The sequence below is a fragment of the Staphylococcus sp. EG-SA-2 genome (assembly GCF_017152085.1).
This window is the reverse complement of sequence record NZ_JACYHC010000197.1, coordinates 1-7998: the sequence shown is the minus strand read 5'-3', so window position 1 is coordinate 7998 and position 7998 is coordinate 1. Positions and strand designations below refer to the sequence as shown.

The window sequence follows — 7998 nt, the reverse complement described above, 5'->3', positions numbered from 1 at the left end:
TGTAAACCGATAATTTAGATTTTTTGGAATAACCTGAAAATTCAAGTTATAGCGTTGCTTATATTTTAAAAGGTGGTGATAATGAGACTTTTTGAAAAATAAAATTCAAAATACTTATAGCATACTCAATATGCACATTAAATAAATGTACTCTTTTAATGCGGTGATAACTGTATTTGTAATTTAGAGAAGGGGTGTTCACTGTGCTGATGTGCTAAAAAATAAAATAAAAAGGACACGAGGCTGGGATATTAAGTTCTTAGGCAATGTAAAAAGAGGCTGAGACGGCACCCTAGGAAGGGACCCGTCATCAAAAATTCTATTTATAGAATTTTACAGTAATGTGCCAGACGGGCAAAGCGAAGCCATTCAATACGAAGTATTGTATAAATAGAGAACAGCAGTAAGATATTTTCTAATTGAAAATTATCTTACTGCTGTTTTTTTAGGGATTTATGTCCCAGCCTCATTTTTTGTGTACATATTTAAATTTCGATAATTTTTCAGGAAGCATTTTAATTTTACTAATGAAGCAATATTTTTTAGATTAACAAAAATTAATATTTACATTTTCTTAACAAATTTTTATGTAACATTTACAGTTTCTAAAAATGAGGTTAATAATTCAAGGTTAAGATAAAGATGTAATCAATACAAATACTATTTGTTGTTCATACAGGGAGGATATTTCAATGAAAAAATGGCAATTTGTTGGTACTACAGCTTTAGGTGCAACACTATTATTAGGTGCTTGTGGTGGCGGTAATGGTGGCAGTGGTAATAGTGATTTAAAAGGGGAAGCTAAAGGTGATGGCTCATCAACAGTAGCACCAATTGTGGAGAAATTAAATGAAAAATGGGCTCAAGATCACTCGGATGCTAAAATCTCAGCAGGACAAGCTGGTACAGGTGCTGGTTTCCAAAAATTCATTGCAGGAGATATCGACTTCGCTGATGCTTCTAGACCAATTAAAGATGAAGAGAAGCAAAAATTACAAGATAAGAATATCAAATACAAAGAATTTAAAATTGCGCAAGATGGTGTAACGGTTGCTGTAAATAAAGAAAATGATTTTGTAGATGAATTAGACAAACAGCAATTAAAAGCAATTTATTCTGGAAAAGCTAAAACATGGAAAGATGTTAATAGTAAATGGCCAGATAAAAAAATAAATGCTGTATCACCAAACTCAAGTCATGGTACTTATGACTTCTTCGAAAATGAAGTAATGAATAAAGAAGATATTAAAGCAGAAAAAAATGCTGATACAAATGCTATCGTTTCTTCTGTAACGAAAAACAAAGAGGGAATCGGATACTTTGGATATAACTTCTACGTACAAAATAAAGATAAATTAAAAGAAGTTAAAATCAAAGATGAAAATGGTAAAGCAACAGAGCCTACGAAAAAAACAATTCAAGATAACTCTTATGCATTAAGTAGACCATTATTCATTTATGTAAATGAAAAAGCATTGAAAGATAATAAAGTAATGTCAGAATTTATCAAATTCGTCTTAGAAGATAAAGGTAAAGCAGCTGAAGAAGCTGGATATGTAGCAGCACCAGAGAAAACATACAAATCACAATTAGATGATTTAAAAGCATTTATTGATAAAAATCAAAAATCAGACGACAAGAAATCTGATGATAAAAAGTCTGAAGACAAAAAATAATAAGACGCAATTTCAAATGTGTCTTGAAACATGATTTTGATGGTGAATCATTATTTAGAGTACAAAGCTTGATTTATCGAGACGCTGATTTTGACATTCAGTTAGTCTACAAGCTTATCAACTTAAAATAGTGGTTCATCATTATTTTACAAATCTAATTATTTTGGGAGTAATAGAAAGAGGTTTGATTATGACTTCATCTACTAATGTTAAAGCTTTAATCGAAAAAAATAATAATAAAAAAGGGAAGCATAATGACAAAATTATACCAGTTATTTTAGCCGCAATTTCAGCGATTTCCATTTTAACAACACTAGGTATATTAATCACATTGCTTTTAGAAACCATCACTTTTTTCACCAGAATTCCAATAACTGAATTTCTATTTTCTACTACTTGGAATCCTACCGGTTCAGACCCTAAGTTTGGTATCTGGGCATTGATAATAGGGACTTTAAAAATCACAGTTATTGCGACTATATTTGCAGTTCCAGTCGGGCTTGGTGCAGCAATTTATTTAAGTGAATATGCAAGTGACCGTGCACGACGCATAATTAAACCGATATTAGAAATTTTAGCAGGAATACCAACAATTGTGTTTGGTTTCTTTGCATTAACCTTTGTTACACCAGTATTAAGATCTTTCATATCAGGTCTTGGAGAGTTTAATGCTATAAGTCCCGGCTTAGTTGTCGGTATTATGATTGTCCCTCTCATCACAAGTTTGAGTGAGGATGCAATGGCATCTGTACCAAATAAAATTCGAGAAGGTGCCTATGGACTTGGAGCAACTAAATTAGAAGTAGCAACTAAAGTCGTACTTCCCGCAGCAACATCAGGTATTGTAGCTTCAATCGTTCTCGCGATTTCAAGAGCAATTGGAGAAACGATGATTGTATCATTAGCGGCAGGTAGTTCGCCAACAGCTTCATTAAGTTTAACAAGTTCGATTCAAACAATGACTGGATATATTGTTGAGATAGCGACAGGTGATGCAACATTTGGATCAAATATTTATTACAGTATTTATGCTGTAGGGTTCACACTATTTATCTTTACCTTAATCATGAATTTACTTTCTCAGTGGATTTCTAAGCGTTTTAGGGAGGAGTATTAATATGGAAACGACAGATAATAATAGACAATCACTCGTCGATCAACAACTTGTCCAAAAACATTTATCATCCAGAACGGTTAAAAATAAAGTGTTCAAACTCATATTTTTAGCATGTACATTATTAGGACTTGTCGTACTTATTGCGTTGTTAACTCAAACATTGATTAAAGGGGTAAGTCATTTAAATTTACAGTTTTTCACTAATTTTTCTTCTTCAACACCATCTATGGCTGGCGTTAAAGGCGCGTTAATCGGTTCACTTTGGTTAATGTTAAGTATCATTCCATTATCAATCATCCTAGGAATAGGTACAGCTATATACTTAGAAGAATATGCGAAAAACAACAAATTTACTCAGTTTGTTAAAATCAGTATTTCCAATTTAGCTGGTGTACCATCAGTTGTATTTGGGTTATTAGGTTACACTTTGTTCGTTGGTGGTGCGGGGATTGAAGCCTTGAAAATGGGTAACAGTATATTGGCAGCAGCGCTAACAATGACCTTACTGATATTACCAATTATTATTGTTTCAAGTCAGGAAGCAATTAGAGCTGTACCTAACTCAGTACGCGAAGCTTCTTATGGTTTAGGTGCTAATAAATGGCAAACGATAAGACGTGTTGTCTTACCAGCAGCGTTACCTGGTATTTTAACTGGATTCATTTTGTCTCTTTCAAGAGCACTGGGAGAAACAGCGCCACTTGTGCTAATCGGTATACCGACTATATTATTGGCAACACCTAGAAGTATATTGGATCAATTTTCAGCATTACCAATCCAAATATTTACTTGGGCGAAAATGCCTCAAGAAGAATTCCAGAATGTTGCATCGGCAGGCATTATCGTTTTACTAGTTATCTTAATCTTAATGAATGGCGTTGCGATTATTTTACGTAACAAATTTAGTAAAAAATTCTAATTTAAACAATCAATCTCATTTATCTATTAAAAAGGGAGTTTTAAATATGGCGCAAACACTTGCACAAACTAAACAAATATCTCAAAGTCATACGTTTGATGTCTCACAAAGTCATCATAAAACACCAGATGATACAAACTCACATTCTGTTATATATTCAACACAAAATTTAGACTTATGGTATGGCGAAAATCATGCATTACAAAATATTAATTTAGATATTTATGAAAACCAAATTACTGCCATTATAGGTCCATCTGGTTGTGGCAAATCAACATATATTAAAACTTTGAATCGAATGGTTGAGTTAGTACCTTCTGTGAAAACAGCTGGTAAAATATTATATCGAGATCAAGACATTTTTGATCAAAAATATTCTAAAGAACAATTACGTACAAATGTGGGCATGGTCTTTCAACAACCTAATCCATTTCCAAAATCAATATACGATAATATTACTTACGGTCCAAAGATTCACGGTATTAAAAATAAAAAAGTTCTTGATGAAATCGTTGAGAAATCATTACGTGGCGCTGCAATTTGGGATGAATTAAAGGATAGGTTGCACACAAATGCATATAGTTTATCCGGTGGGCAACAACAACGTGTTTGTATCGCGCGTTGTTTAGCAATTGAACCTGAAGTCATTTTAATGGATGAACCGACATCAGCATTAGATCCAATCTCAACATTAAGAGTAGAAGAGTTGGTTCAAGAACTAAAAGAAAAGTATACAATTATTATGGTTACACATAATATGCAACAAGCAGCTCGTGTATCAGATAAAACTGCATTTTTCTTAAATGGTTATGTCAATGAATATGATGATACTGATAAAATTTTCTCTAACCCATCAAACAAGAAAACAGAAGATTATATTTCAGGAAGGTTTGGTTGATATATAATGGCAATAATTAGACAGCGATATCAGGAGCAACTTGATGATTTAATAAAGGAATTACGTCGGTTAGGTGCAAATGTCTATGTGAGTATTGAAAATGGTATAAAATCATTAAGTATTGACGATAGAGGCTTTGCACGACAAACAGTTAAAAACGATAAACATATCAATCAATTAAATTATGATATTAATGAGCGAGTTATCATGTTAATTACAAAGCAACAGCCCATTGCGAGTGATTTGCGTATGATGATTTCTTCATTAAAAATCGCCTCCGATTTAGAAAGAATAGGAGATAATGCATCGAGTATTGCCAATATTCGATTGCGTACAAAGATTACAGATGATTATGTGTTAACCCGTTTAAAGACAATGGGTAAATTAGCTATGTTAATGTTAAAGGACTTAGATCAAGCATTTAAAAAGAAAGATACCGTATTAATAAGAGAAATAATTGAGCGTGATGAAGATATCGATGACTTATATAGTCATATTATTAACGCAACGTATCTTATTGATAACGATCCATTTGTCGCTGCACAAGCTCATTTAGCAGCAAGACATTTAGAACGTATTGGTGATCATATTATTAACATCGCTGAAAGTGTTTATTTTTATTTAACAGGTACACATTACGAACAATAACTTAAAGTTATTACTATAAAATCCCTTACGATAAATATATATTTCTATCATTCATAAACCCTCAAAAAAACCAAGATTCTCACAATTAGTAATGTGAAAATCTTGGTTTATATTGTTCTACTATAAATTGTCTCGCATCTTAGTTATTTGCTTGCTCAATTTCATCTGTTAATTTTTCAACTTCATCGACTAAATCAGAAATATATTGAATTGTAGATTTAAGTGGCTGTTCTGTAGTAATGTCTACACCTGCAATGTTTGCAAGTTCGACAGGTGATACACTACCACCTTTTTTCAATGTTTCTAACCAAGCATCAACAGCTGGTTGGCCTTCATTTTTAATCTTTTGAGAAACGACAGTTCCGATTGTTAAGCCAGCAGAATACGTATACGAATATAATCCCATATAGTAATGAGGTTGACGCATCCATGTTAATTCAGCACCCTCAGTCATGTCTACTGCATCTCCAAAAAATTGTTTATAAACATTTAGCATTATTTCATTTAATGTCGGCGCATTTAAAGATTCACCTTGATCTACTTTGTGATACACTTCACGTTGATAAGCAGCTTCTAATAAATGGGTAACCATATTATGATAATATGTTCTAGATAAAATTGAGCCAATAACCCAACGCTTAAATCTTGGTTTATCACTTGTGTTAAATAAATAATTGGCCATCAACATTTCATTCATTGTAGAAGGGGCTTCAACAAAGTACATTGATGCTTCTGATTCAAGATATGGTTGATGTTTTTGAGCTAATGTAAAATGACCTGCATGACCTAATTCATGTGCTAAGACAAATGCTTCAGCCATTTTACCAGTCCAAGAAATAAACACATATGAATGTGTAAAGTATGGACTTGCACAAAATGCGCCTGTATCTTTACCTTTATTTTGTGCAAAATCAATCCATCGCTGATCGTATGCTTCACGTAACATGTTTGTATAGTCATCACCTAAAACACTTAACGCACCGAAAATATAATTTTTTGAGTCTTCAATTGAAATCTCTGGTTCATAATCAGGGTCTACAGAAATCTTCAAGTCTTCAAAACGCATGTTATCTAATCCGTGAATACGTTGTAAAAGTTTAGCATATTTCTGCATAACTGGTGCCAAGTCACGCATAATCATATCGATTTGACGGTCAAACATATCACGCGTTACTTCTTGACTATGTAATAAATAATCGATGACTGATTCAAATCCACGTAAATCAGCTTCAATTTTTTCTTGTTGTACTTGCATATTATATGTAGCCGCGGTAGTATGCTGATATTTTCGAATCCCATCGCTAAACGATTTGAAACTTTTACGTCTAAACTCAGGATCTTTATTATCTTCATAATCATTTTCAAACGTAGCATAGTCGACAGGGTACGTTGTACCATCATGTTCAAATGAATCGAATGTAATATCTAGCATTTTTGTCGTGCCGTATAAATCGTAAGGACTGTTTAGCGTAGGTGATAAAGTTGCTAATACTTGTTCTACCGACGCAGATAATTGGAATGGCTTTTGTTTTATTAACTGTTTAATATAGTGTTGATATGGACATGATTCTTCTAATTGTTGAAGTATTTCTTCTGGTAATTCAAGTATTTCTGACTCTACAAATGATAATTGGCTAACAATTTTACCGTATGTAGTAGATAATTTAGCGCTCAATACTTGTGCCTCGATATTACTAGTATCTACACTTAAACGTAGTTCTGCATAATTACTTAAGCGATCTAAGGCAATTAAAATATTTTCTAATTCAGCTAAAGCAGTATTAATTTGTTCGATTGAATTTAATGTTGTTGCATATGTATGATGAAATTGATTTGCTTGTTGTACTAGAGCGTCAATACTTTCATAATATTGTTGATCATCTTTAAATAAGTCTACTAAATCCCATGTTTCTGAAACAGGAACATCTTCTCTTAAAGGTAAACCTTGAGACATATAATCACTCCTTTGGTATAATACATTCATTATACATAATTTTGTCTCCTAAACGATAATGTTACGATTTCCATGTCGCAAGGAACAATGATTTTTCTAATAGTAGATAGAATATTGCTTGAAACTGACTGCTATTGTTTAAGTTTTTAAAAATTTATAATAAAATGTATACAAGGAAAGTAATGAAATAAAAGGAGAATGAATATGACATTATTCGATATGCCTAATTATTTATGGATCACAACATTAATAATGATTTTATTAACAATATTCTGTTGCTTAGTTTTAAATAAATGGTTTGTATCTGCAGTAATTACATTTGTTATATTAGGTGTGCTTGCATTTTTTATTCCAAATTTTCAAGATATAAAATATCAACCATTATTAGGATACGCTGCATTTTTAGCGATTATGAGTTTATTAATTAGTTTTCTATTATGGTATTTTACTAGAAATTGGCGTAAAGAAAGAAAAGCGCGTAAATTAGAAAAGCAAATTGAAAAATACGGCTATGAGGGCGCTGAACTTCGCCGTAAAGATAAAAAATAATATTCGACAACTATATGCACAAAATCATCGACTTTTAAGTTACACTGCAGTAACAATTATTTCGAAAGAGATGGAATACAGTGCTATAGTTGTTTTTGTTTTGACTTTTTTATATTTTACATGGTTGACTTGATTCAAAATATTATATTTTATAATGATTTTGTTAAAAAATTAAATATACTTCAATTTCTTTATGGATAATACTATAATGAACGTTGGTTCTTAATATGTAAGTTG

At 32.0% G+C, this 7998-nt stretch carries 8 protein-coding genes; 7 read left to right on the top strand and 1 reads right to left on the bottom strand.

What is annotated here, in order from left to right; translation table 11 throughout:
* The first annotated feature begins 692 nt into the window (after positions 1–692).
* From IDG60_RS01875 to phoU, 5 genes are all read left to right on the top strand, one after another.
* Positions 693–1676 carry a phosphate ABC transporter substrate-binding protein PstS gene (locus IDG60_RS01875; protein WP_000759232.1) on the top strand — a complete coding sequence of 328 codons (984 nt, stop codon included), beginning with the start codon at positions 693–695 and terminating at the stop codon, positions 1674–1676.
* Between the two features lie 190 nt (positions 1677–1866).
* A complete protein-coding gene (gene pstC / locus IDG60_RS01870) occupies positions 1867–2793 on the top strand; it encodes a phosphate ABC transporter permease subunit PstC (RefSeq protein WP_000204627.1) in 927 nt (308 codons plus the stop codon).
* 1 nt (position 2794) lies between these two features.
* Positions 2795–3712 carry a phosphate ABC transporter permease PstA gene (gene pstA, locus IDG60_RS01865; protein ID WP_000450297.1) on the top strand — a complete coding sequence of 306 codons (918 nt, stop codon included), beginning with the start codon at positions 2795–2797 and terminating at the stop codon, positions 3710–3712.
* Positions 3713–3758: 46 nt separating this feature from the next.
* Entirely contained in the window at positions 3759–4610 is an 852-nt protein-coding gene (pstB, locus tag IDG60_RS01860) for a phosphate ABC transporter ATP-binding protein PstB (protein ID WP_000079447.1), read from the top strand.
* A 6-nt stretch (positions 4611–4616) separates the two neighbouring features.
* A complete protein-coding gene (gene phoU / locus IDG60_RS01855) occupies positions 4617–5258 on the top strand; it encodes a phosphate signaling complex protein PhoU (RefSeq protein WP_000974847.1) in 642 nt (213 codons plus the stop codon).
* Positions 5259–5397: 139 nt separating this feature from the next.
* Here phoU and pepF read toward each other — a convergent pair whose 3' ends face one another.
* Complete coding sequence (pepF, locus tag IDG60_RS01850) at positions 5398–7212, bottom strand: oligoendopeptidase F (protein ID WP_000077568.1); 1815 nt, start codon at positions 7210–7212, stop codon at positions 5398–5400.
* A 204-nt stretch (positions 7213–7416) separates the two neighbouring features.
* On the opposite strand from pepF, the gene IDG60_RS01845 reads away from it, so the two are divergent.
* Together IDG60_RS01845 and IDG60_RS01840 are read left to right on the top strand one after the other, a co-directional pair.
* Positions 7417–7761: a 6TM ABC transporter family protein gene (locus IDG60_RS01845; RefSeq protein ID WP_000171798.1), complete on the top strand. Its 345-nt coding sequence runs from the start codon at positions 7417–7419 to the stop codon at positions 7759–7761.
* The gene (locus tag IDG60_RS01840) at positions 7709–7894 is read left to right on the top strand and encodes a hypothetical protein (protein ID WP_001791844.1); all 186 of its coding nucleotides are present in this window, start codon (positions 7709–7711) and stop codon (positions 7892–7894) included. Before IDG60_RS01845 ends, IDG60_RS01840 begins: the two co-directional genes overlap by 53 nt.
* Positions 7895–7998 lie beyond the last annotated feature (104 nt).